This window comes from Cereibacter sp. Soil_C_27, assembly GCF_057657095.1.
In genome coordinates, this window is record NZ_JBDGJD010000001.1 from 662,799 (window position 1) to 684,026 (window position 21,228).

Genomic DNA, 21,228 nt, shown 5'->3' on the forward strand with positions numbered 1-21,228 from the left:
CGGTGCGTCCTTCAGCGGGAGAGGAAATAGGCGTCGGAGAAGCCGAGGCCCTTGACCTTGGCGAGGAGGGTGGCGCGGTCGGTGGCGGGACCGGCGGTCACGCTCCAGATGTCCTTGCCTTGGGTCTTTTCGGGGCGGACGGTGGCTTGCACCCCGCCCTTGGAGAGCGTGTCGGCGGCGCGCTTGGCGTTGGCCTCGACGCTAAAGATGCCGATCTGGATCAGCCCGCCGCTGGCTGCCGGGGTGGTCGGTGCGGGGGCGGCGGGGGGGAGGGTCGGGGCAGGTTTGGCCTCGGCGCGGTCGATGGCGGCTGCGGCGGGGAGAGGCGTGGTTTCCACCGTTTCGGCGGCGTCGAGGATGGGGTTGCTGGCGTCGGGGGCGGTGGGGCCCTCTTCGCGGCGCAGGGCGGTGACGTTGAGCTTGGCGGGCTGGCCGGCGAGCAGGCCGAGGGCCGCCGCGGCGTCGGAGGAGATCTGCAGGCGCGGGCCGGGGTTGTCGCGTTCGCGGCGGAACAGGGCGCCGATGACGAACTTGCCGTTGGCGGGGTTGCGCAGGATCACCCGCTCGGGGTCTTTCGCGTCGGGCGAGGCGACCCAGACGCCGCCGAGCGAGGGGCGGCCGTCCCAGAGGGCGTTCTCGGTGACCTGGAAAACCTCGGGGGCCTCGACGTCGCGGTCGACGAGCCGGACGGAGGTGGCCTGTGCCACGCCGCCGGGCTCGGCCTCGTCGCTGCCGGATTTGGCGAAGGGGTTCTTCATGCCGTCTTCGCAGCCTGCCAGCACAATGCCCGCTGCCGCCGCCAGGATCAGCTGCCTGATCGCCGCTCTTTCCATGCTCGCCCCCAATCGTGCGCGGATTCTGTGCCGCGCTTGTCCCTGCGCCCCGAAGGACTGATGCCCGCCGCGCCGGATTGCGCTGGCGCGCATCATAGGCGCGATGGCTGCAGGTGGAAAGAGTGCGGCTTGCCCGGTTTTGGCGGCAGGCGCCGTGCTGCCGCCGCGATCCGGTAAAGGCTGCGTGAGCGGACGGGCTTTGCCGCGCCGGGCGGGAGCGGCGCTTGCCAGCGGAGGCGGGGCGGCACTAGGCTCGGGCGGGGCGGCCGAGGCCGCGACAGCGCGAAGGAGCGGACGATGGGACTGACGGTGAAGCAGATGCTCGACGAGGCCAATGCGGCGGTCGAGCGGGTCGACACGGAGCGGGCGCAGGCGCTGCTGGCGGAGGGGGGGCTGCTGCTCGACATCCGCGACGCGCCGGAGCTGGAAAAGAGCGGGCGGGCCGAGGGCTCGCACCACATCCCGCGCGGGATGCTCGAGTTCCGCGCCGATCCCGAGTCGCCCTATCACGACCCGGTGCTGCAGAAGGATCGCGCCATCGTGCTGCACTGCGCCTCGGGCGGGCGGGCCGCGCTGGCGGGCAAGCTGCTGAAGGATATGGGATTCGAGAAGGTCTACAACCTCGGTGGGCTGAAGGACTGGGCCGAGGGCGGCGGCACTGTCGAGGTGGTGACCGACCCGGGGATGTGACACTGCGCCCGGCGCCGCGACAGGCGCCGGGCGACGCCCCGGACGGGGGCGCGCGGCCCGTCAGCAGGCTGCACAATTCAATGGCAGAACCGCATGATTTCTGACCGCGCAGCGCGACTGCGGCCGGTGTCTGGATCGCTTTGCGCCACAACCGGCCCGGGTGCGGCGAAAAAGCCGGGCGCGGCGGCGGCGCGCTTTGCGTAACGGTGGACAAGACCACCCGACAGCAGCGATCATCAGGAAGAAGATGGAGGGCACCCAAGTGGACGCATCCCGCATCGGCACCGACTCCGCCCCGCACCCGACCCCCCGCGCCGACGAGTATCTGACGCTCGACGCGCTCTGCGAGGTCGCCAAGCTTCTGACCGGCGTCAGCGACCCGATCGCGGCGATGCCCTCCGTGTTCGGGGTGCTGGCCTCGTTCATGGGGCTGCGGCTGGGGGCTCTGGCCCTGCTGCAGGATGGCGGGGCGCCGCGGGCGGGGCATCCGGTGAACCCCTATGTGATCGCGGCGACGGCGACCGGGGCGCCGACCCAGCCCTCGGCCTGCCGGGCGATCCCGCAGGCGGTGGCGCGGCATGTGTTCCGCAACGGGGTGGCGCTGGTGTCGCGCGATCTGGCCGAGGAGTTCGGTCGCGAGGCGCTGCCGCCGATGGCGGGCACCGAGCGGCTGGCGGCCGTCGCCGTGCCGATCCGCGATCAGGCGCATTCGCCCTTCGTGCTGGGGGTGCTGTGCCTTTACCGCGATCTCGACGGCGGCGGGGCCCGGCATCTCGACACCGATCTGCGGGTCTTGAACATGGTGGCCTCGATCCTCGAACAGTCGATCCGCTTCCGCCGGCTGGTGGCGCGCGACCGCGACCGCATCGTGCAGGAGGCGCGCGAGGCGATCCGGGTGGCGGCGGAGGCGACGGCTGTGCCCGAGCCGGCGCCCGCCCCGGCGCTGGAGGGGATCATCGGGTCGAGCCCGGCGATCCAGCGGGTGACCAACCAGATCCGCAAGGTGGCGCCGACGCAGACCCCGGTCCTGCTGCGCGGCGAGAGCGGTACCGGCAAGGAGCTGTTCGCCCGGGCGCTGCATGCGCTGAGCGACCGCAAGGACCGGCCCTTCATCAAGGTGAACTGCGCGGCGCTGAGCCAGTCGCTGCTGGAATCGGAGCTGTTCGGCCATGAGAAGGGGTCGTTCACCGGGGCGATGGCGCAGAAGAAGGGGCGGTTCGAGCTGGCCGATGGCGGGACGCTGTTTCTCGACGAGATCGGCGAGATCAGCCCGGAGTTTCAGGCCAAGCTGCTGCGCATCCTGCAGGAGGGCGAGTTCGAGCGGGTCGGCGGGTCGAAGACGCTGAAGGTCGATGTGCGGCTGGTGACGGCGACCAACAAGGATCTGGAGCAGGCGGTGGCCAATGGCAGCTTCCGCGCCGATCTCTATTTCCGCATCTGCGTGGTGCCGATCGTGCTGCCGCCGCTGCGCGAGCGGCGCGACGACATCGCACTGCTGGCGCAGGGGCTCCTGGAACGGTTCAACCAGCGCAACGGGATGCACAAGCGGCTCGATGCCTCGGCGCTGAAGACGCTGGCGGGGTGCAACTTTCCCGGCAACGTGCGCGAGCTGGAGAATTGCATCAGCCGGGTGGCGGCGCTGTCGCCGGATACGTTGATCGTGGCCGACGATCTGGCCTGCTATCACGACCACTGCCTGTCGGCGGATCTGTGGCGGCTGCAGAACGGCGACCGCTCGCCCATCGGCGGGCTGGCGGCGGGGCCGCTGGACTTGCCGGTGCTGCCGCGGCGGCCCGACCCCGCGCCCGAGCCTGCGCGCGCGGTGCCCGAGCCTGCGCGTGCGGTGGGTGACGGGGATGCGGCGGAGCGCGAGGCGCTGATCGACGCGATGGAGCGGGCGGGCTGGGTGCAGGCCAAGGCCGCCCGGCTGCGCGGGATGACGCCGCGCCAGATCGGCTATGCGCTGAAGAAGCACGGCATCACCGTCGAGAAGTTCTGACCCGACAGCCCCCTGTCGGGTTTGCGACAGGGCGGCGCCACGCGCCGGCGAAGCCCTTGTCAACGCTTGCGGATGGACCTTGGCACGCTTCGTGCTTCTCCCCTGCCGACAGGGTTAGCGGGGATCGGGCATGGCGAACATCATCTCTCTGGGCGGGCTTCAGGTCGCCAGCCGCGAAGATCTGGGCAAGGCGCTGGCGGGCGGCAGCTGCGCCTCCAGTTCCTGCGGATCGGCGGAGGGGCCGACCGACATGGCCCCCGAGACCTGGGCCAAGGTGAAGGACCATCCCTGCTACTCGGAGGAGGCGCACCACTATTTCGCGCGGATGCATGTGGCGGTGGCGCCGGCCTGCAACATCCAGTGCAACTACTGCAACCGCAAGTATGACTGCGCCAACGAGAGCCGTCCGGGTGTGGTGTCGGAGCGGCTGACGCCGGAGCAGGCGGCGCGCAAGGTGATCGCGGTGGCGGCGGAGGTGCCGCAGCTGTCGGTCCTGGGCATCGCCGGGCCGGGGGATGCGGCCTATGACTGGCGCAAGACCAAGGCGACCTTCGATCTGGTGTCGCGGCGACTTCCCGACATCAAGCTGTGCCTCTCGTCAAACGGGCTCGCCTTGCCGGACCATGTCGACGAGATCGTGGCGATGAATGTCGACCACGTCACGCTGACGATCAACACGCTGGACGCCGAGGTGGGGGCGCGGATCTACCCTTGGGTCTTCCACCGTGGCAGGCGGCATACCGGAGTGGAGGGTGCGACGATCCTGCTCGCGCGGCAGATGCAGAGCCTCGATATGCTGGTGGCGCGGGGTGTGCTGGTAAAGGTGAATTCGGTGATGATCCCGGGGATCAACGATGCCGGTCTGATCGAGCTGAACCGGGTGGTGAAGGCCAAGGGGGCCTTCCTGCACAACATCATGCCGCTGATCTCGGACCCGGCGCATGGCACGCAGTTCGGGCTGACCGGGCAGCGCGGGCCCTCGGCGGCGGAGCTGCGCGCGGTGCAGGAGGCCTGTTCCGGCGGGGCGAACCTGATGAAGCATTGCCGCCAGTGCCGCGCCGATGCGGTGGGGCTTCTGGGCGAGGACCGCGGGCAGGAGTTCACGCTGGACAAGCTGCCGGAGGTGGTGAGCGACGATCCCGAGAAACGCGCGGCCTACCGCGACTGGGTGGCGCGCGAGCGCGAGGACCGGCGCGCGGCGACGGCTGCGGCGCAGGTCGCCGCCGAGGTGGTGGAGGCGCCGCCGCTGCTGGTCGCGGTCTGCACCAAGGGCGGCGGGCGGATCAACCAGCATTTCGGCCATGCGACCGAGTTCCAGGTCTATGAGGTGGACCGCAACGGGGTGCGCTTCGTCACGCATCGGCGGGCCGACAATTATTGCGTGGGCGGGCATGGCGACGACGACACGCTGGCCGAGGTGATCCGCACGCTCGACGGCGTGCCGGTGGTGCTCTGCGCCCGCATCGGCGAGGCGCCGCGGGCGAAGATGGCTGCCGCCGGGATCGAGGTGATCGACGCCTATGCGCAGGACTATCTCGAACCCGCGATCTCGGCGCTGTTCCGGTTGCGCAACGCCCCTTCCGACACCGGCGCGCTGAGCGCCTGAGCTTTCTGCCCCCGGCGCGAGCTGCGCCCGATCTCTGCCCTGAAGACAAGGAAACGACCCATGGCCTACAAGATCAAAGTCTCGCAATGCACCGTCTGCGGCGCCTGCGAGTTCGAATGCCCGAATGGCGCGATCAAGTTCAAGAACGACACCTATGTGATCGACCCGGTGAAATGCACCGAATGCGCGGGGCAGGCGGATGCGCCGCAATGCGCCGAGGTCTGCCCGGTACCCAAGACCTGCGTGCCGGCCTGAGCCATGCCGGAAGGCCCGGAGCCGGTCGACTGGCAGGGTGCCGCCATCGACTGCGGCGCCTGCCCGCATCGCGAGCGGATCGCCCAAGGCCTGTGCGGGCCGGGCTGGGCCTGCGTGCAGGACCGCTATTCGCGGCGGGTGGAGCGGTTCTTCCTGCTCAACCCGGAACTGGCCGACGACTGCCTGACCCTGCCCTATTTCGAGGCGCGGGCGCAGGCGGCGCGGGTGGCGACGCTGTTCCGCCTGCCGCCGCTGCTCGACGATCCCGACCCGGCGGTGCGGGCGGTGGCGATCCTGCGGCTGCCGGCGATACAGGCGCGGCGACGGATCCACGACCCCGACCGCGCGGTGCGGGTGGCGGTGGCGCATCGCCTGCCGCCCGCCGATCTGCATCCCCTGCTGCGCGACCCCGACCCCTATGTGCGGCTGGTGGCGGCGCGGCGGATCGAGACCGGCGTGCTGCCGGTGATGGCGCATGACCCCGACCCCGAGGTGCGCTGTCTGGTGGCGGCGCGGATCGATGCGGGGTGGCTGGTGCATTTCGCGGGCGACCCCGACCCTCTGGTGCGCCGCGTCGCCGCCGAGCGGATCGCGGCGGAGCGGCTGGGGGTCTTTGCCCATGATCCCGACATCAGGGTGCGGCATGTGGTGGCCGAGCGCGCCCCGGCCGATCTGGCGCGGGTGATGACCGAAGATGCCGAGCCTCTGGTGCGCGAGACGGCAGAGGCGCGGCTGGCCGAACTGGAAAGGGACGAGGATGCGCGATGACGAGGGGCCCGAGACATGGGGAGAGCCGGTGTTCAGCCCCGGCGACAAGGTGCAGTCGCGCTTCACGGTGAAGAACGACGGCACGATGTGGGGCGTCGAGATCGGCGAGATCGTCGTGCGCAAGGGCGACATCGGCTATGTCCGCGATATCGGCACCTACCTGCAGGAATATTACATCTACGCGGTCGATTTCATCGACCGGCGCGCCATCGTGGGGATGCGCGCGCGGGAACTGGTTGGCCTGCCCATGCCGGAGGGAACATCATGAAAGTGACGATCAGCGCGGGCCCGAAGGGGCTTCTGGCCTATGTGCCGAAGAAGGATCTTGAGGAGCCGATCGTGGCGACCGAACATGCCACGGTCTGGGGCGGCTGGGCGCGGCTGGCCAATGGCTGGGTGCTGGAGCTGCCCGCCTATGAGGTGGCGCCGCAGATGCCGGTGACGGTGGAGGCGCGCAAGCGGCCGGAGGCATGAGCGCGGCGCTGGAGCAGGCGCTGGGCGCGGTGCGGGAGGGGCGGCTGCTGCCCTATCTCGGGCCGGAGGTGGCGGGGCTCGGCGGGGCCATCGCCTCGCCCGAGGCGCTCTGCACCGAGATCGAGGCCTCGGTGCGGGTGCCGAAGCGGGCGCAGGGCAACCTGTGGTCGGCGGCGCAGTTCGTCGAGAGCCGCAGGTTCCGCGCGACGTTGGAGGTGATCATAAGGCAGGCCTTCGCCGAGCCCACGAAGCCGAACCCGGTGCATGACTGGATTGCCCGGGTCAGGCCGCCGCTGGTGGTGGATGCCTGGTATGACGCGGGGCTGCTGGAGGCCTGCCGGGCGGCTGGCGGGGCTTGGGGTCTGGTGCAGGGAGTGAGCCGCAACGGCGAATGGGCGGAGATCTGGCACCGGGCCTATGACGCCGCGGGCACGCTGGTGGGCGAGACCGATCCGGGCTGGCCTATGCTGGTCTACAAGCCGCATGGCGTGGCGCTGCCGGGGCATTCCTTCCTGATCTCGGATTCGGATTATGTCGAGGTGCTGACCGAGATCGACATCCAGACCCCGATCCCGGAGGAGGTGCAGAACCGCCGCGCGGGGCGGGGGTTCCTGTTCCTCGGCTGCCGCTTCGACGACCAGATGCTGCGGACCTATGCGCGCCAGATCGCCAAGCGGTCGGGCGGCGGGCATGTGGCGGTGATCGCGGGGGAGCTGACGCGGATGGAGCGGCTGTTCCTTGAGGAGCTGGGGATCGAGCGGATCGACCTGCCGCTGGCGGCGGTGGTGGAGGCGCTGGGGGCGGAGGTCTCCGGCGTCTGAGGCGTTGGTGACGGCGGGAAGGGGGCAGGGTGCGGCGGCGCCTTGCCCCTTCGGCATTTCCGGGGGCGAGTGTCGCGCCATTGTCGGCTTTCGCACATGACCGATGGGCGCGGCAGGTGGGGCGGGTGACTGGCTAACCGCCGGGAAAGCAATGGAAAACCACGCGAGGTGGCACTTGGCATGCTCCCTGCTTTCCCTGTGGACGAGACCGGCGACGACGCCGCTTCCAACAGAGACACCGTTGCAAAAGGAACTGAGCATGAGCAAACTCCGGCAGATCGCTTTCTACGGCAAGGGCGGTATCGGCAAGTCCACCACCTCGCAGAACACGCTGGCCGCGCTGGTCGAGCTGGGTCAGAAGATCCTGATCGTCGGCTGCGACCCTAAGGCCGACTCCACCCGGCTGATCCTCAACACCAAGATGCAGGACACCGTGCTGCATCTGGCGGCCGAGAAGGGGTCGGTCGAGGATCTCGAGCTCGAGGACGTGCTGAAGATCGGCTACGGCGACATCAAGTGCACCGAGGCCGGCGGGCCGGAGCCGGGGGTCGGCTGCGCGGGGCGCGGCGTGATCACCGCGATCAACTTCCTCGAGGAGAACGGCGCCTACGACGACGTGGACTACGTGTCCTACGACGTGCTGGGCGACGTGGTCTGCGGCGGCTTCGCCATGCCGATCCGCGAGAACAAGGCGCAGGAAATCTACATCGTCATGTCGGGCGAGATGATGGCGCTCTATGCCGCCAACAACATCGCCAAGGGCATCCTGAAATACGCCAACTCCGGCGGCGTGCGTCTGGGCGGCCTGATCTGCAACGAGCGCCAGACCGACAAGGAGCTGGAGCTGGCCGAGGCGATGGCCGCCAAGCTCGGCTGCAAGCTGATCCATTTCGTGCCGCGCGACAATATCGTGCAGCATGCCGAGCTGCGTCGCCAGACGGTGATCCAGTATGCGCCGGACAGCCAGCAGGCCGCGGAATACCGCGAGCTGGCCCGCAAGATCCACGACAACTCGGGCAAGGGCGTGATCCCGACGCCGATCTCGATGGACGAGCTGGAGGAGATGCTGATGGAATTCGGCATCATGCAATCCGAGGAAGACCGTCTGGCCGCCATCGCCGCCAGCCAGGCCTGAGCCGCCTTCCCCCCGGACCGGCCCCGCGCCGGTCCGCCCCTCTCCCGCCGAAAGGAGCTTTCCCTTGGCCAAAGACATCAACTCCACCGTCGAGCAGCATGAACAGCTGATCGAAGAGGTTCTCGCCGCCTATCCCGAGAAGGCGAGGAAGAAGCGCGCCAAGCATCTTGGCGTGGCCCAGCCGGTCGCGGAAGAGCCGGGCATCCTGTCGAAATGCGACACCGTGAAATCGAACATCAAGTCGGTGCCCGGCGTGATGACGATCCGCGGCTGTTCCTATGCCGGGTCGAAAGGCGTGGTCTGGGGGCCGGTGAAGGACATGCTGCACATCAGCCACGGCCCGGTGGGCTGCGGGCATTACAGCTGGTCGCAGCGGCGCAACTACTACACCGGCACGACCGGGGTGGACAGTTTCGTGACGATGCAGGTGACGACCGACTTCCAGGAGAACGACATCGTCTTCGGCGGCGACAAGAAGCTGGAGAAGGCGATCGACGAGCTGAACACGCTGTTCCCGCTGAACAACGGCATCTCGATCCAGTCGGAATGCCCGATCGGGCTGATCGGCGACGACATCGAGGCGGTATCGCGCAAGAAGAAGAAGGATATTGGCAAGACCATCGTGCCGGTGCGCTGCGAGGGGTTCCGCGGCGTGTCGCAATCGCTGGGCCACCACATCGCCAACGACACGCTGCGCGACTGGGTGATCGACCCGGCGATGCAGGCCGAGACGCGGCGCGAGGCCGGCCCCTATGACGTGAACGTCATCGGCGACTACAACATCGGCGGCGACGCCTGGTCGTCGCGCATCCTGCTGGAAGAGATCGGGCTGAACGTGATCGGCAACTGGTCGGGCGATGCGACCCTGGCCGAGATCGAGGCGGCGCCGACGGCCAAGCTGAACCTGATCCACTGCTACCGCTCGATGAGCTACATCTGCCGCCACATGGAAGAGAAGTATGGCGTCCAGTGGATGGAATACAACTTCTTCGGGCCGAGCCAGATCGCGCTGTCGCTGCGGGCCATCGCCGCGCGCTTCGACGAGACGATCCAGGCCAAGGCCGAGGCGGTGATCGCCAAGTATCAGCCGCTGGTCGATGCGGTGAACGCCAAGTATCGCCCGCGGCTCGAGGGCAAGACGGTGATGCTCTACGTCGGCGGCCTGCGTCCGCGCCACGTCGTCGATGCCTATCACGATCTGGGCATGGTGATCGCCGGGACGGGCTACGAATTCGCCCATGCCGACGATTACAAGCGCACCGGCCATTACATCAAGGAAGGCACGCTGATCTACGATGACGTCTCGGGCTACGAGCTGGAGAAGTTCATCGAGCGCATCCGGCCGGATCTGGTCGGGTCGGGCATCAAGGAGAAGTATTCGGTGCAGAAGATGGGCATCCCGTTCCGCCAGATGCACTCGTGGGACTATTCGGGCCCCTATCACGGCTATGACGGCTACGCGATCTTCGCGCGCGACATGGATCTGGCGATCAACAATCCGGTCTGGGGCCTGTTCGACGCTCCCTGGAAGAAATCGGCCTGATCCTCCGGGGGAGCGCCGCTCCCGCTCCCCCGCCTTCCTCCCCTCCACCTTGCGGCGCGTCCCGGAAAGCGGACGGCCAGCAGAAGGAATGTGACGATGCCCCAATCGGCAGACAAGGTTCTCGACCACACCGATCTGTTCCACCAACCCGAATACAAGGCGATGCTGGACAACAAGCGCGCCACCTATGAGGCCGGCCATCCGCCGGAAAAGGTCGCCGAGACCGACGACTGGACGCGCAGCTGGGACTACCGCGAGAAGAACCTCGCCCGGGCCTGCATCACCATCAACCCGGCCAAGGCCTGCCAGCCGCTGGGCGCGGTGTTTGCGGCCGCCGGGTATGAGGAGACGATGAGCTTCGTGCATGGCTCGCAGGGCTGCGTCGCCTATTACCGCTCGCATCTGGCGCGGCATTTCAAGGAGCCGGCTTCGGCGGTGTCCTCGTCGATGACCGAGGATTCGGCGGTGTTCGGCGGGCTGAACAACCTGATCGAGGGGCTGGCCAATACCCATGCGCTCTACAGCCCGAAGATGATCGCCATCTCGACCACCTGCATGGCGGAAGTCATCGGCGACGACCTGAATTCCTTCATCATCAAGGCGCGCGAGAAGGAGAGCGTTCCGGCGGATTACCCGGTGCCCTTCGCCCATACCCCGGCCTTCGTCGGCAGCCATGTCGATGGCTATGACAACATGCAGAAGGGCATCCTGTCGAGCTTCTGGAAGGAGGCGACCCGCGAGGCGGGGGAGAGCCTCAACATCATCCCGGGCTTCGACGGCTATGCCGTGGCCAATATCCGCGAGCTGAAGCGGATGCTGGGGCTGATGGGGGTCGAGGCCACGGTGCTGTCGGATGTCTCGGAGGTCTATGACACGCCGTCGGATGGCGAATACCGGATGTATGCGGGCGGCACCACGCTGGACGAGGTGAAGACCGCGCTGAACGCCAAGGCCACCGTGTCGCTGCAGGAGTTCTGCACCCGCAAGACGCTCGCCTATTGCGCCGAACAGGGGCAGGAGACGGCGGCCTTCCACTACCCGATGGGGGTACAGGGGACGGACGAGTTCCTGATGAAGATCGCGGAACTGACCGGGAAGGACATTCCGGAAAGCCTGCGGCTGGAGCGGGGACGGCTGGTCGATGCGATGGCCGACAGCCAGTCGCATCTGCACGGCAAGACCTATGCGATCTATGGCGATCCGGACTTCGTCTATTCGATGGCGCGCTTCGTGATGGAGACCGGGGGCGAGCCGCGGCATTGCCTGGCGACCAACGGCACCAAGGATTGGGAGGAGAAGATGCAGGCGCTGCTGGCCTCTTCGCCCTTCGGCAAGGGCTGTCAGGTCTGGGCGGGCAAGGACCTGTGGCACCTGCGCTCGATCATGGTGACGGAGCCGGTGGATCTGCTGATCGGCAATTCCTACGGCAAGTATCTGGAGCGCGACACCGGCACGCCCTTGATCCGGCTGACCTTCCCGATCTTCGACCGCCACCACCACCACCGCTTCCCGACCTTCGGCTATCAGGGGGCGCTGACCGTGCTGGTGAAGCTTCTGGACAAGATCTTCGACAAGCTCGACGCCGATACCGGCACGGCGGGCGAGACGGATATCTCGTTCGACCTGACGCGCTGAGATCCTCGGCGGCCCCCTCGCGGGGGCCGCCCTTGCCGGGAAGGGGATGCCATGGCCGAGCCACTGAAACAGCAGATCGCCGAGGCCTTCGTCGCGCCCGCCTGCGAGACCAACCGGGCCAAATCGGAGGCGGTGCGCAGGAAGGGCTGCGCCAAGCCGCTGACGCCGGGGGCGGCTGCGGGGGGCTGCGCCTTCGACGGGGCGATGATCGCGCTGCAGCCGATCGTCGATGTGGCGCATCTGGTGCATGCGCCCCTGGCCTGCGCCGGGAATGGCTGGGACAACCGCGGCTCGGCCTCGTCGGGGTCGCAGCTCTACCGCAAGGGGTTCACCACCGATCTGACCGAGCTCGACATCGTGATGGGCGAGGGGGAGAAGAAGCTCTACCGCGCCATCCGCGAGGTGATCGAGGCGGAGCATCCGGCGGCGGTCTTCGTCTATGCCACCTGCGTGCCCGCGCTGATCGGCGACGATATCGCCGCCGTCTGCAAGGTCGCCGCCATGCGCTTCGGCACGCCGGTGATCCCGATCAACGCGCCGGGCTATGTCGGTTCGAAGAACCTCGGCAACAAGCTGGGGGCGGCGGCGCTCATCGAGCATGTGGTGGGCACGATGGAGCCCGAGGCGCCGGGGCCCACGGACATCAACATCATCGGCGATTTCAACCTGTCGGGCGAGCTGTGGCAGGTGACGCCGCTTCTGGACCGGCTGGGCGTGCGGGTGCTGGGCAGCGTGTCGGGCGATGCGCGGTATCGCCAGATCGCCATGATGCACCGGGCGCGGGTGACGATGGTCGTCTGCTCGCATGCCTTCCTGCCGATGGCGCGCAAGCTGGAGGAGCGCTGGGGCATCCCGTATTTCGAGGGGTCGTTCTACGGCATCTCCGACACGTCGGCGGCGCTGCGCCGGCTTTGCGCGCTGCTGGTGGAGCGGGGGGCGCCGGAGGATCTGCTGACGCGTTGCGAGGCGCTGATCGCGGAGGAGGAGGCGAAGGCCCGGGCGGCGCTGGCGCCCTATCGCGCGCGGGTCGAGGGCAAGCGGGTGCTGCTCTACACCGGGGGGCACAAGACCTGGTCGGTGGTCTCGGCGCTGCAGGAGCTGGGGATGGAGGTGGTCGGCACCTCGATGCGCAAGGCGACCGAGGAGGACAAGGGCCGGGTGGTGGAGATCATGGGCGACGAGAGCCACATGTTCGACAACATGGCGCCGCGCGAGATGTATACGCTCCTGCGCGAGGCCAGGGCCGATGTGCTGATGTCGGGCGGGCGGTCGCAGTTCGTGGCGCTGAAGGCCCGGGTGCCTTGGGTCGACGTGAACCAGGAAAAGCACGAGCCCTATGCGGGTTACATGGGCATGGTCGATTTGGTGCGCGCCATCGACCGGTCGGTGAACAACCCGATGTGGGCGGCACTGCGGGCCCCGGCGCCCTGGGAGGCGGGGGCGGTCGTGGCCGCGGTCGCGCCGCTGGTGCTGGCGGCCGTGCCCTCGTCGAAACCGATTTCGAGGATTGCTGATGGCGAAGCTCATCCACCCGCGCCGCGCGCTGTCGACCAACCCGTTGAAGACCTCGGCCCCCTTGGGGGCGGCGATGGCCTATCTCGGGATTGAGGGGGCGATCCCGCTGTTTCATGGCGCGCAGGGCTGCACGGCCTTCGCCATGGTGCATCTGGTGCGGCATTTCCGCGAGGCGATCCCGCTGCAGACCACGGCGATGAACGAGATCTCGGCGATCCTCGGCGGGGGCGAGCAGATCGAGGAGGCGATCGAGACCCTCAGGAAGCGCGCCAAGCCGAAGTTCATCGGCATCGCCTCGACCGCGCTGGTCGAGACGCGGGGCGAGGATGTGGCGGGCGAGCTGCGCGAGATGCTGCTGCGGCGGAGCGATTTCGCCGGGACGGCGGTGGTCTATGCCGCGACGCCGGAGTTCACGGGCGGGCTGGAGGATGGCTGGGCGCGGGCGGTGGAGGCGATCATCGCGGCGCTGGCGCCGGAGGGTGGGCCGGTGCTGCCGGGGCAGGTGAACCTGCTGGCGGGCAGCCATCTGACGCCCGCCGATGTGGAGGAGGTGGCGGGGATGGTGCGGGCCTTCGGGCTGGCGCCGATCGTGCTGCCCGACATCTCGGCCTCGCTCGACGGGCATCTGTCGGAGGATTGGGCCGGGCATTCGCTGGGCGGCACGGGGCTCGCCGATATCGCCCGCATGGGGCGGAGCGTGGCGACGCTGGCCATCGGCGAGGCGATGCGGCCGGCCGCCGAGATGCTGGCGGCGAAGGGCGTGCCGGCGGAGGTCTTCGGCTCGCTGACCGGGCTTGCGGAGGTGGATGGCTTCGTCGCGGCGCTGATGCGGCTGTCGGGGCGGGAAGCTCCGGCGGCAGTCCGGCGCGACCGGGCGCGGCTCGCCGACACGATGCTCGACGCGCATTTCCAGACCGGGGGCCTGCGGGTCGCGCTGGGCGCCGAGCCGGATCTGGCGGTGAGCCTCGGCGGGGCGCTGGTGGCGATGGGGGCCGAGATCGTCGCCGCCGTCACCACCTCGGGGCTTTCGCCCGCGGCGGAGCGGATCCCGGCGGCGGAGGTGATCCTGGGCGATCTGGGCGATCTGGAGCGCGGGGCGGAAGCCGCGCGGGCGCAGATCCTGCTGACGCATTCGCATGGGCGGATGATGGCGGAGAAGCTGCATCTGCCGCATGTCCGCTGCGGCTTTCCGGTCTTCGACCGGATCGGCGCGCAGGATGTCTGCCGCATCGGCTACCGGGGCACGCGCGCCTTTCTCTACGAGGTCGCCAACGCGATGCTCGGCCAGCTGCACCGTCCGCGTCCCGAGGATTTCGGGGCCTCCCGCCCGCCGATGGAGTTCGACCATGCCCCCCCGCCGCCTGCGTCTCATTGAACCGGAGCCAACCATGACCGACCCTGCCGACACCCCGCTGAAGATCGCCATCGCCACCAACGATCTGGAAACCCTGAACGCCCATTTCGGCTCGGCCCGCAGCTTCGCGATCTGGGAGGTCTCGGCCGGGGCGGCGCGCTTCGTCGAGGCGATCGGCTTCGAGGCGACGGCGCAGAGCGGCAAGCATGACGATCTCGACGACAAGATCACGCCCAAGGTGGCGGCGCTGGAGGGTTGCGCGCTTCTGTTCGCGCTGGCCATCGGCGGGCCCGCGGCGGCCAAGGTGGTGCGGGCCGGGGTGCATCCGATCAAGCGCAAGGACCCCGAGAGCATCGCATCGGTCGTCGAGCAGGTGCAGGTCATGCTGCGCGGCAACCCGCCGCCCTTCCTGCGCAAGGCGCTGGGGCGCGGCACGGCGAGCTTTGTCGAGGAGGATGCGATTTGAGCGATCTGGCAACGGAGGTGCGCGGCGGGATCTATCCGCAGAGCGAGTATCTGGAGCAGCTGGCCGCGGTGATCCGGGCGCAGGACAGCTATGGCACATGGGACGGCAAGACCGATGCCGATCTTCTGGCCGATTACATCGTGACGGCGGAGGAGCGGCGGGACATGCCGATCATCGCCGATCCCGAGCCGGAGGTGCTGGACCGAATCGAGAAGTTCTACGACGCCATCGGGCTCTTGCTGGAGAAGCGCAGCGGCATCATGGCGGCGCAGATGAGCAGGATCAGCCATGAGGGCTTCGGCCGGGTGGTGCTGATCGCCGGGCGGCTGGTGGTGATCTCGAAACACCTGCGCGACGTGCACCGCTTCGGCTTCACCAGCTTTGAAAAGCTGGCCGAGGCGGGCGAGAAGCTGACCGCCGAGGCGGCGGCGATGATCGCCGCCCATCCCGATGCGGCGCGGGCCTGAAAGGACAAGCCATGTATCTGACATCCAGAACCCGGGGCGGCACGGAGTATATTCCGAAGTTCCTGACCGCGATCAATGCCGCGACCTGCATCGGCTGCGGGCGCTGCTACAAGGTCTGCGCCCAGGGGGTGATGACGCTGCGCGGGGTGAACGAGGAAGGCGAGCTGGTCGAGGTGTCGGAGGATGACGACGACGATGACGAGATCCTGCGCAAGGTGATGGTCATGGTGGATGCCAACGCTTGCATCGGCTGCGGCGCCTGCAACCGGGTCTGCCCCAAGGACTGCCAGACCCATGAACCCCTCGAGGCCTGACCCGCTGCCCGGGGCGGTCGAGGCCGACCGGGCGGACTTCATGGCGATGCTCGACCATGCCCGGCGGGAATCCCTCGCCGGGAAGGGCGCGTTGACCGATCTGCTGGGGCTGACCCCGGCGGAGCTGTTGCGGCTGGCGGCGAAGTGGCATCCGGAGTTCGCCTTGCCCGCCGCGCTGCCCAAGCGCGGGCCTGTGCCGCAGGATCAGGAGGATCTGGCGCTGCTGTTGCTGTGGCGCGGCGGCTCGGGGCGGGAGGAGGCCCAATGGCTGGCGCAGATCCTCGCGCGACGGGCGATGGAGCCGAGCCATCTGTGGGAAGACCTCGGGTTGCCGTCGCGGGCGCATCTGGGGGCGCTGATGCAGCGGCATTTCCCGCGCCTCCATGCCGCCAACACGCGCAACATGCGCTGGAAGCGGTTCTTCTATCGCCAGATCTGCAACGACGCGGGCGGGACCATGTGCCTTGCGCCGAATTGCGACGGCTGCGCCGAGAAGGCGCTGTGCTTCGGCCCGGAGACCAGCGGCGTGGCCCGCGCGGAGACCGTGTAACAAACCCGCCAATGTCGGCTTTTCCGTATGACGACATTGCGACAGCCGCCTCGCCAAAACCTTGAGTTTCCAGAAGATCGGAACTTGGCACGGCTCGTGCTTCTCCCCCGGCAGGACCACTCGCCCCGAGGAGAGACCGATGATCGAACTCACCCCAGCCGCCCGCGACGCGATCCGCGGAGCCATCGAAGGCGCCGCCCAGCCGGTGATCGGCCTGCGCGTCATGGTGCAGACCGGCGGCTGCGCGGGGATGAAATACGGCATGTCGCTGGAGCTGGCGCCTGCGGCGGACGACCGGGTGATCGAGAGCGACGGGGTGACGGTGCTGATCGACCCCGAGAGCGCGGTGCATCTGGCGGGCGTCACCATCGACTTCGTGCATGGCGTCGACCAGTCCGGCTTCGTCTTCGACAACCCCAATGCGACCGGCGGCTGCGGCTGCGGCAAATCCTTCTGCTGAGGCGCGCCATGCTCGATTACACCGATCAGCTCAGGGACCATTTCTTCAACCCGCGCAACGCGGGCGTGCTGGAGGCGGCCAATGCGGTGGGCGAGGCAGGCTCGCTGACCGAGGGCAATGCGATCCGGCTGATGCTGCGGATCGACGCCGCGACGCGGATCGTCGAGGCGGCGCGGTTCCAGGCCTTCGGCGGGCCGGCCATCGCCGCCTGTTCGGTGCTGACCGAGCTGGTCGAGGGGCGCTCGGTCGAGGCGGCGCTGCGGCTGACCGGGGCGGATATCGACGCGGCGTTGGGGGGGCTGGGCGAGCGGCGGCACTGTGCCGATCTCGGGCAGCAGGCGTTGCAGGCGGCGCTGGCGCAGTTTCTCGGCATCGATCTGCCGCCGCCGAAGCCGGTTGTGCCGGCGGCAGAGGTGAAGATCCTCGCGCCGAAGCATGAATCGCGGCCGAAGGTCGCGCGGGAGGTGCCGCTGTCACCCGCCGAGGAGGCGGAGGTGATCGCCTCGGTGATCGAGGCGGTGCGCCCAAACCTGCGGGCCGATGGCGGGGATGTGACGCTTCTGTGCGTCGAGGGCAGCATCGTGCGGGTGCATCTGACCGGCAACTGCTCGGGCTGCCAGCTGGCGGCGCTGACGCTGGGGGGCCTGCAGAAGCGGCTGGCCGATGCGCTGGGCCGCCCGATCCGGGTGGTTCCGGGGGCGGCGGCGCCGCTCGTCAGGATTGCGGGGGTGGGCCGGTGACGGGGGTCTATCTCGACAACAACGCGACGACGCGGGTTGCGCCGCAGGTGCTGGCGCGGATGCTGCCCTTCTTCACCGAGGAGTTCGGCAATCCCTCGTCGCTGCACCGCTTCGGCAGGGCTCTGGCGCTGGCTGTGGCCGAGGCGCGGCGCGCGGTGCAGGCGCTGGTGGGGGCCGTGGATCCGTCGGAGATCGTCTTCACCTCGGGCGGGACGGAAGCCAATGCCATGGCGATCCACGCGGCGCTGGCTGCCGATCCGGCGCGGCGCGAGATCGTCACCTCGGCAGTGGAGCATCCGGCGATCCTCGCGCTCTGCGCCCGGCTGGTGCAGGAGGGGGCGACGGTACATCTGATCCCGGTGGACCGCTTCGGCCGGCTGGATCTCGACGCCTATCGCGCGGCGGTGGGGCCGCAAACGGCGCTGGTGTCGCTGATGTGGGCCAACAACGAGACCGGGACGGTGTTTCCGGTGGAGGGGCTGGCCGAGATCGCCCGCGCGGCGGGGGCGCTGTTCCATACCGACGCGGTGCAGGCGGCGGGCAAGCTGCCGATCTCGCTGCGCGGCACGGATATCGACATGCTGTCGCTCTCGGCGCACAAGCTGCACGGGCCGAAGGGCATCGGCGCGCTGTATGTGCGGAAGGGCGTGCCGTTCCAGCCGCTGCTGCGCGGTGGCAAGCAGGAGCGCGGGCGGCGCGCCGGGACCGAGAACACGCCGGGGATCGTCGGCTTCGGCGCGGCGGCGGAGCTGGCGCTGCGGGCCGACCGGTCGGGCATGACGGCTCTGCGCGACGAGCTGGAGCGGGGCATCCTCGCCCGGGTGCCGAAATGCGCGGCGCTGGGCGACCTTCTGGACCGGCTGCCCAACACCTCCTGCATGGCCTTCGACTTCATCGAGGGCGAGGCAATCCTGATGATGCTGGACCGCGCCGGGATCGCGGTCTCCTCGGGGGCGGCCTGCGCCTCGGGGGCGATCGAGCCGAGCCATGTGATGCGGGCGATGAAGGTGCCCTTCACCGCGGCGCATGGCGTGATCCGCTTCTCGCTGTCGCGCGAGACCACGGCGGCGGAGATCCGGCAGGTGCTCGAGGTGCTGCCGCCCATCGTCGAGCAGCTGCGGGCGCTGTCGCCCTTCGGCGCCGATCTGGACACGCTGGTACCGGGGAGGCTGCAATGAGCCGCCCGCAGGCCTCGGCCGGGTTCGACAGGCGGGCGCCGCTGGCGCCGGTGGTGCTGTGCGACACGACGCTGCGCGATGGCGAGCAGACGGCGGGGGTGGCCTTCACCCGCGCGGAGAAGCTGGAGATCGCGCTGGCGCTGGAAGCCTGCGGCGTGACCGAGATCGAGATCGGCGTGCCGGCGATGGGCGAGGCGGAGCGGGCCGACATCCGCGCGGTGGCCGCCCGGCTGACGGTGGCGGCGCCGGTGGTGTGGTGTCGCCTGCGTGCCGAGGATCTGGCGGCAGGGCAGGCGACGGGGGTGCGGCGGCTGCACATCGGGGTGCCGATGTCGGAGCGGCAGATCACGGCCAAGCTCGGGGTGGACGCCGACTGGGTGCGGCGGCGGGTGGCGGAGCTGGTGCGCGCGGCGACCTGGGCCGGGCATCTCGTCTCGGTCGGGGGCGAGGATGCCTCGCGCGCCGATCCGTTCTTTCTGGCCGAGATCGCCCATATCGCCGCCGAGGCCGGGGCGATCCGCTTCCGGCTGGCCGACACGCTGGGCGTTCTGGACCCTTTCACGGCGCATGATCTGGTGGCGGGGCTGGTGTCGCGCACGACGCTGCCGGTGGAGTTCCACGCGCATGACGATCTGGGGATGGCCACGGCCAACAGCGTCGCCGCGGCGAGGGCGGGGGCCACGCATCTGTCGGTGACGGTGAACGGGCTGGGCGAGCGGGCGGGCAATGCCGCGCTGGAACAGGTCGCGGCGGCGATGGAGGCGCAGGGGCGGCCGACGGGCATCGCGCTGGACCGGCTCTGCGCGCTGTCGGCGCTGGTCGCCGGGGCTTCGGGGCGGGTGCTGCCGGTGGACAAGCCGATCGTCGGCGCGGGGGTCTTCACCCACGAGTCGGGCATCCATGTCGACGGGCTGCTGAAGGACCGCGCCACCTACGAGAGCGCCGCGCTGCGCCCCGAGCGGTTCGGGCGGGCGCATCGCATCGCGCTGGGAAAACATTCGGCGGCTTCGGGGCTGGCGCGGGCGCTGGCCGAGGCGGGGCTGCCTTCGGACCGCGCGACGGCGGAGGCGCTGCTGCCTGCGCTGCGCGCGTTCGCGGAAACGGCGAAACGCTCGGCGGGGCCCGAGGATCTGGCGGAATTGCTGGCACAGAGCGAGGTGACGAGATGACGGACGCGACGACGACAAGACCCAGCGTATCGGAGCGCCTGCGCGCGCTGTCCTCGGCGGAGGAGATGTTCACCTATCTGCTGCTGCCTTGGCGGCAGGAGGTTCTGGATGTCTCGCGCCTGCACATCATGAAGCGGGCAGGGCAGCATCTGGCGAAGATCGACTTCGCCGCGCTGGACGAGGACGAGGGCTTCCTGCGCGCCCGGGCCGCGATGAAGCAGGCCTATCAGGATTTCCTCGAGAGCACGCCGCAGCAGGAGAAGCTGTTCAAGGTCTTCGCCCGCCCCGCCCGCAGCTTCGTGCCGCTTGCCGGCATCCGCACCGCAGACTGACAGAAAGGAGCCCGAGCCATGGACGAGCCGATCATCGAGGGGCTGGACCCGCCGCCGCCCGCGCCCACGGGCCTGAACATCCTCGTCTGCATCAAGCAGGTGCCGGATTCGGCGCAGATCCGGGTGCATCCGGTGACCAACACCATCATGCGGCAGGGCGTGCCGACGATCATCAACCCCTATGACCTCTTCGCGCTGGAGGAGGCGATGCGGATCCGGGACGAATACGGCGGGCAAGTTACGGTGCTCTGCATGGGGCCGCCGATGGCCGAGGACGCCTTGCGCCGCGCGCTGGGGCTGGGGGCGGACCGCGCGGTGCTGATCACCGACCGGCGCTTTGCCGGGTCGGACACGCTGGCCACCTCCTTCGCCCTGGCGACGGCGCTGGGCAAGATCGCCGAGGAGCGGGTGATCGACATCGTCTTCACCGGCAAGCAGACCATCGACGGCGATACCGCGCAGGTCGGCCCCGGCATCGCCCGGCGGATGGGGCTGAACCAGCTGACCTATGTCAGCGCCATCGACTCGCTCGACATGGTCCGCCGCTCCATCGTGGTGCGCCGCCGGTCGGAGGGGGGCGTGCAGGTGCTGCGCTCGGCGCTGCCGTGCCTCATCACCATGCTGGAGGACAGCAACGTGGTCCGGCGCGGCTCGATCCAGGACATGCTGCGCGCCGCCCGGGCGCTCGTCACCATCTGGTCGGCGGAGGAGGCCGGGGTGGAGGACCCGCTGAAATGCGGGCTGCGCGGCTCGCCCACCGTGGTCAAGCGCGTCTTCGCCCCCAGCCCGCGCGAGGAGAGCGCCGAGATGGTGACGGTGGAAGGCAAGGACCCCGCCCGGATCGGCGATGCGATCATCGACCTGATCTTTGCCCGCGACCCGAAACTCGAGGTGGCGCTGACCGCCACCGCTTCCTGAAAGGAG

General features: G+C 69.2%; 24 protein-coding genes. 23 read left to right on the forward strand and 1 reads right to left on the reverse strand.

Annotated features, from left to right (window positions below; all coding sequences use genetic code 11):
• Nucleotides 1-11: 11 nt before the first annotated feature.
• Entirely contained in the window at nt 12-833 is an 822-nt protein-coding gene (locus tag AC3A5Z_RS03330; RefSeq protein WP_487517970.1) for an SPOR domain-containing protein, read from the reverse strand.
• Nucleotides 834-1,130: 297 nt separating this feature from the next.
• Here AC3A5Z_RS03330 and AC3A5Z_RS03335 point away from each other — a divergent pair, with 297 nt between their 5' ends.
• The 23 genes from AC3A5Z_RS03335 (at nt 1,131) to AC3A5Z_RS03445 (ending at nt 21,222) form a co-directional block, all read left to right on the forward strand.
• Nucleotides 1,131-1,523 (forward strand): rhodanese-like domain-containing protein, encoded by a 393-nt coding sequence (locus tag AC3A5Z_RS03335; protein ID WP_487517971.1) that lies wholly within the window; start codon nt 1,131-1,133, stop codon nt 1,521-1,523.
• A gap of 247 nt (nt 1,524-1,770) precedes the next feature.
• Nucleotides 1,771-3,522, forward strand: coding sequence for a nif-specific transcriptional activator NifA (gene nifA, locus AC3A5Z_RS03340; protein ID WP_487517972.1), 1,752 nt, complete (start codon nt 1,771-1,773; stop codon nt 3,520-3,522).
• A 130-nt stretch (nt 3,523-3,652) separates the two neighbouring features.
• Nucleotides 3,653-5,128, forward strand: a complete 1,476-nt coding sequence (nifB, locus tag AC3A5Z_RS03345; protein WP_487517973.1) for a nitrogenase cofactor biosynthesis protein NifB — start codon at nt 3,653-3,655, stop codon at nt 5,126-5,128.
• 60 nt (nt 5,129-5,188) lie between these two features.
• Nucleotides 5,189-5,383 carry a 4Fe-4S dicluster domain-containing protein gene (locus AC3A5Z_RS03350; protein WP_107662516.1) on the forward strand — a complete coding sequence of 65 codons (195 nt, stop codon included), beginning with the start codon at nt 5,189-5,191 and terminating at the stop codon, nt 5,381-5,383.
• A 3-nt stretch (nt 5,384-5,386) separates the two neighbouring features.
• A complete protein-coding gene (locus AC3A5Z_RS03355) occupies nt 5,387-6,151 on the forward strand; it encodes a 4Fe4S-binding leucine-rich repeat protein (protein ID WP_487517974.1) in 765 nt (254 codons plus the stop codon).
• Nucleotides 6,141-6,419, forward strand: coding sequence for a nitrogen fixation protein NifZ (locus tag AC3A5Z_RS03360; RefSeq protein WP_487517975.1), 279 nt, complete (start codon nt 6,141-6,143; stop codon nt 6,417-6,419). The genes AC3A5Z_RS03355 and AC3A5Z_RS03360 overlap by 11 nt, the downstream gene beginning before the upstream one ends.
• Nucleotides 6,416-6,625: a putative nitrogen fixation protein NifT gene (gene nifT / locus AC3A5Z_RS03365; RefSeq protein WP_136792346.1), complete on the forward strand. Its 210-nt coding sequence runs from the start codon at nt 6,416-6,418 to the stop codon at nt 6,623-6,625. The genes AC3A5Z_RS03360 and nifT overlap by 4 nt, the downstream gene beginning before the upstream one ends.
• Nucleotides 6,622-7,446, forward strand: a complete 825-nt coding sequence (locus tag AC3A5Z_RS03370; RefSeq protein WP_487517976.1) for an SIR2 family NAD-dependent protein deacylase — start codon at nt 6,622-6,624, stop codon at nt 7,444-7,446. The genes nifT and AC3A5Z_RS03370 overlap by 4 nt, the downstream gene beginning before the upstream one ends.
• Nucleotides 7,447-7,705: 259 nt before the next feature.
• Entirely contained in the window at nt 7,706-8,581 is an 876-nt protein-coding gene (gene nifH / locus AC3A5Z_RS03375) for a nitrogenase iron protein (RefSeq protein ID WP_136792344.1), read from the forward strand.
• Nucleotides 8,582-8,645: 64 nt separating this feature from the next.
• A complete protein-coding gene (gene nifD / locus AC3A5Z_RS03380) occupies nt 8,646-10,124 on the forward strand; it encodes a nitrogenase molybdenum-iron protein alpha chain (RefSeq protein WP_487517977.1) in 1,479 nt (492 codons plus the stop codon).
• Nucleotides 10,125-10,220: 96 nt separating this feature from the next.
• Entirely contained in the window at nt 10,221-11,759 is a 1,539-nt protein-coding gene (gene nifK, locus AC3A5Z_RS03385; protein WP_487517978.1) for a nitrogenase molybdenum-iron protein subunit beta, read from the forward strand.
• 51 nt (nt 11,760-11,810) lie between these two features.
• Entirely contained in the window at nt 11,811-13,367 is a 1,557-nt protein-coding gene (nifE, locus tag AC3A5Z_RS03390; protein WP_487517979.1) for a nitrogenase iron-molybdenum cofactor biosynthesis protein NifE, read from the forward strand.
• Nucleotides 13,273-14,649 (forward strand): nitrogenase iron-molybdenum cofactor biosynthesis protein NifN, encoded by a 1,377-nt coding sequence (gene nifN / locus AC3A5Z_RS03395; protein WP_487517980.1) that lies wholly within the window; start codon nt 13,273-13,275, stop codon nt 14,647-14,649. The genes nifE and nifN overlap by 95 nt, the downstream gene beginning before the upstream one ends.
• Before the next feature lie 13 nt (nt 14,650-14,662).
• Entirely contained in the window at nt 14,663-15,094 is a 432-nt protein-coding gene (gene nifX / locus AC3A5Z_RS03400; RefSeq protein WP_487517981.1) for a nitrogen fixation protein NifX, read from the forward strand.
• Nucleotides 15,091-15,561, forward strand: coding sequence for a NifX-associated nitrogen fixation protein (locus AC3A5Z_RS03405; protein ID WP_487517982.1), 471 nt, complete (start codon nt 15,091-15,093; stop codon nt 15,559-15,561). The genes nifX and AC3A5Z_RS03405 overlap by 4 nt, the downstream gene beginning before the upstream one ends.
• Before the next feature lie 11 nt (nt 15,562-15,572).
• Nucleotides 15,573-15,875 carry a ferredoxin III, nif-specific gene (fdxB, locus tag AC3A5Z_RS03410; RefSeq protein WP_487517983.1) on the forward strand — a complete coding sequence of 101 codons (303 nt, stop codon included), beginning with the start codon at nt 15,573-15,575 and terminating at the stop codon, nt 15,873-15,875.
• Nucleotides 15,856-16,425: a nitrogen fixation protein NifQ gene (locus tag AC3A5Z_RS03415; protein ID WP_487517984.1), complete on the forward strand. Its 570-nt coding sequence runs from the start codon at nt 15,856-15,858 to the stop codon at nt 16,423-16,425. Before fdxB ends, AC3A5Z_RS03415 begins: the two co-directional genes overlap by 20 nt.
• Before the next feature lie 139 nt (nt 16,426-16,564).
• Complete coding sequence (locus AC3A5Z_RS03420) at nt 16,565-16,885, forward strand: HesB/IscA family protein (protein WP_487517985.1); 321 nt, start codon at nt 16,565-16,567, stop codon at nt 16,883-16,885.
• An 8-nt stretch (nt 16,886-16,893) separates the two neighbouring features.
• Nucleotides 16,894-17,625 (forward strand): iron-sulfur cluster assembly scaffold protein, encoded by a 732-nt coding sequence (locus AC3A5Z_RS03425; protein ID WP_487517986.1) that lies wholly within the window; start codon nt 16,894-16,896, stop codon nt 17,623-17,625.
• Complete coding sequence (nifS, locus tag AC3A5Z_RS03430; protein ID WP_487517987.1) at nt 17,622-18,803, forward strand: cysteine desulfurase NifS; 1,182 nt, start codon at nt 17,622-17,624, stop codon at nt 18,801-18,803. Before AC3A5Z_RS03425 ends, nifS begins: the two co-directional genes overlap by 4 nt.
• On the forward strand, nt 18,800-19,972 hold the full coding sequence (gene nifV / locus AC3A5Z_RS03435; RefSeq protein ID WP_487517988.1) for a homocitrate synthase: 1,173 nt from the start codon (nt 18,800-18,802) through the stop codon (nt 19,970-19,972). Before nifS ends, nifV begins: the two co-directional genes overlap by 4 nt.
• Nucleotides 19,969-20,304, forward strand: coding sequence for a nitrogenase-stabilizing/protective protein NifW (gene nifW / locus AC3A5Z_RS03440; RefSeq protein WP_487517989.1), 336 nt, complete (start codon nt 19,969-19,971; stop codon nt 20,302-20,304). The genes nifV and nifW overlap by 4 nt, the downstream gene beginning before the upstream one ends.
• 18 nt (nt 20,305-20,322) lie before the next feature.
• Nucleotides 20,323-21,222, forward strand: coding sequence for an electron transfer flavoprotein subunit beta/FixA family protein (locus AC3A5Z_RS03445; protein ID WP_487517990.1), 900 nt, complete (start codon nt 20,323-20,325; stop codon nt 21,220-21,222).
• The last annotated feature ends 6 nt before the right edge of the window (nt 21,223-21,228 follow it).

Bases quoted from the DNA above. Each gene is read 5' to 3' on its own strand.
- nifE (WP_487517979.1), top strand. From the start codon at position 11,811: ATGGCCGAGCCACTGAAACAGCAGATCGCCGAGGCCTTCGTCGCGCCC.
- AC3A5Z_RS03420 (WP_487517985.1), top strand. From the start codon at position 16,565: ATGATCGAACTCACCCCAGCCGCCCGCGACGCGATCCGCGGAGCCATC.
- AC3A5Z_RS03415 (WP_487517984.1), top strand. From the start codon at position 15,856: ATGAACCCCTCGAGGCCTGACCCGCTGCCCGGGGCGGTCGAGGCCGAC.
- AC3A5Z_RS03355 (WP_487517974.1), top strand. From the start codon at position 5,387: ATGCCGGAAGGCCCGGAGCCGGTCGACTGGCAGGGTGCCGCCATCGAC.
- AC3A5Z_RS03350 (WP_107662516.1), top strand. From the start codon at position 5,189: ATGGCCTACAAGATCAAAGTCTCGCAATGCACCGTCTGCGGCGCCTGC.
- AC3A5Z_RS03370 (WP_487517976.1), top strand. From the start codon at position 6,622: ATGAGCGCGGCGCTGGAGCAGGCGCTGGGCGCGGTGCGGGAGGGGCGG.
- AC3A5Z_RS03360 (WP_487517975.1), top strand. From the start codon at position 6,141: ATGCGCGATGACGAGGGGCCCGAGACATGGGGAGAGCCGGTGTTCAGC.
- nifT (WP_136792346.1), top strand. From the start codon at position 6,416: ATGAAAGTGACGATCAGCGCGGGCCCGAAGGGGCTTCTGGCCTATGTG.
- nifW (WP_487517989.1), top strand. From the start codon at position 19,969: ATGACGGACGCGACGACGACAAGACCCAGCGTATCGGAGCGCCTGCGC.
- nifB (WP_487517973.1), top strand. From the start codon at position 3,653: ATGGCGAACATCATCTCTCTGGGCGGGCTTCAGGTCGCCAGCCGCGAA.
- AC3A5Z_RS03445 (WP_487517990.1), top strand. From the start codon at position 20,323: ATGGACGAGCCGATCATCGAGGGGCTGGACCCGCCGCCGCCCGCGCCC.
- AC3A5Z_RS03335 (WP_487517971.1), top strand. From the start codon at position 1,131: ATGGGACTGACGGTGAAGCAGATGCTCGACGAGGCCAATGCGGCGGTC.
- nifX (WP_487517981.1), top strand. From the start codon at position 14,663: ATGACCGACCCTGCCGACACCCCGCTGAAGATCGCCATCGCCACCAAC.
- nifN (WP_487517980.1), top strand. From the start codon at position 13,273: ATGGCGAAGCTCATCCACCCGCGCCGCGCGCTGTCGACCAACCCGTTG.
- AC3A5Z_RS03330 (WP_487517970.1), bottom strand. From the start codon at position 833: ATGGAAAGAGCGGCGATCAGGCAGCTGATCCTGGCGGCGGCAGCGGGC.
- AC3A5Z_RS03425 (WP_487517986.1), top strand. From the start codon at position 16,894: ATGCTCGATTACACCGATCAGCTCAGGGACCATTTCTTCAACCCGCGC.
- nifV (WP_487517988.1), top strand. From the start codon at position 18,800: ATGAGCCGCCCGCAGGCCTCGGCCGGGTTCGACAGGCGGGCGCCGCTG.
- nifA (WP_487517972.1), top strand. From the start codon at position 1,771: ATGGAGGGCACCCAAGTGGACGCATCCCGCATCGGCACCGACTCCGCC.
- nifH (WP_136792344.1), top strand. From the start codon at position 7,706: ATGAGCAAACTCCGGCAGATCGCTTTCTACGGCAAGGGCGGTATCGGC.
- nifK (WP_487517978.1), top strand. From the start codon at position 10,221: ATGCCCCAATCGGCAGACAAGGTTCTCGACCACACCGATCTGTTCCAC.
- fdxB (WP_487517983.1), top strand. From the start codon at position 15,573: ATGTATCTGACATCCAGAACCCGGGGCGGCACGGAGTATATTCCGAAG.